Annotated in this window: 1 protein-coding gene; it reads left to right on the top strand. The window is 72.6% G+C overall.

Features of this window, described 5'->3' with window-relative positions; all coding sequences use genetic code 11:
• The coding region (locus ABTU92_RS29055) for a tripartite tricarboxylate transporter substrate-binding protein (RefSeq protein WP_408095033.1) at window positions 1–440 on the top strand (440 nt) is incomplete at its 5' end.
• Window positions 441–672: the final 232 nt, after the last annotated feature.

Genomic DNA, 672 nt, shown 5'->3' on the forward strand with positions numbered 1-672 from the left:
CCGTGACGGCGATCCCGTTCAAGACGACGCCGCAGCTCATCACCGCGATGCTGCAGGGCGACGTCGACGTGCTGTTCGAGTACCAGGCCGCCCTGCAGGGGCCGCTGGAGGAGCGCCAGATCGTCGCCATCGCGACGACCGCGACCGAGCGCGCGCCGTCGCTGCCCGGCGTGCCGACGGTCGCCGAGAGCGGCCTGCCCGGCTACGAGGTGACGAGCTGGAACGGCCTCGCCGCGCCGGCGGCGACGCCGCCCGACATCGTCGCGCTGCTCAACAAGGCCGTGGTCGAGGTGCTGGCGCTGCCCGACATCCAGGCTGCCGCGACCAAGTACGGCATGGTGGCGCAGGGCTGCTCGGTCGAGGACTTCAAGGCCCGCATCGCCCGCGAGGTGGCGAAATGGGCCAAGGTGGTCGCCGAGGCCGGGATCGAGAAGAAGTAGGCGGGCGGGCGCCGGACGGGCGCACGCGGCGCGGCGTCACCGCCCCGGATCGAGCGCGGCGGCCGCCTTCGACGTCGTCGCCGGGCGCGACCCGGCGATCCATCGTTCCGCGACGGAATGCTTCTCGACGAATATGATGGATGCGCGTGTCGCGCCCGCGTGCGACGCTCATATGCGTGGCGGGCCATGCATCCATCGCTCGGCGCCGGCACGGGGACGCGCGGAAATCCGG

Origin of the sequence: Rhodoplanes sp. SY1 (assembly GCF_046000175.1) — a bacterium.
Classification (GTDB): Bacteria; Pseudomonadota; Alphaproteobacteria; order Rhizobiales; family Xanthobacteraceae; genus Rhodoplanes.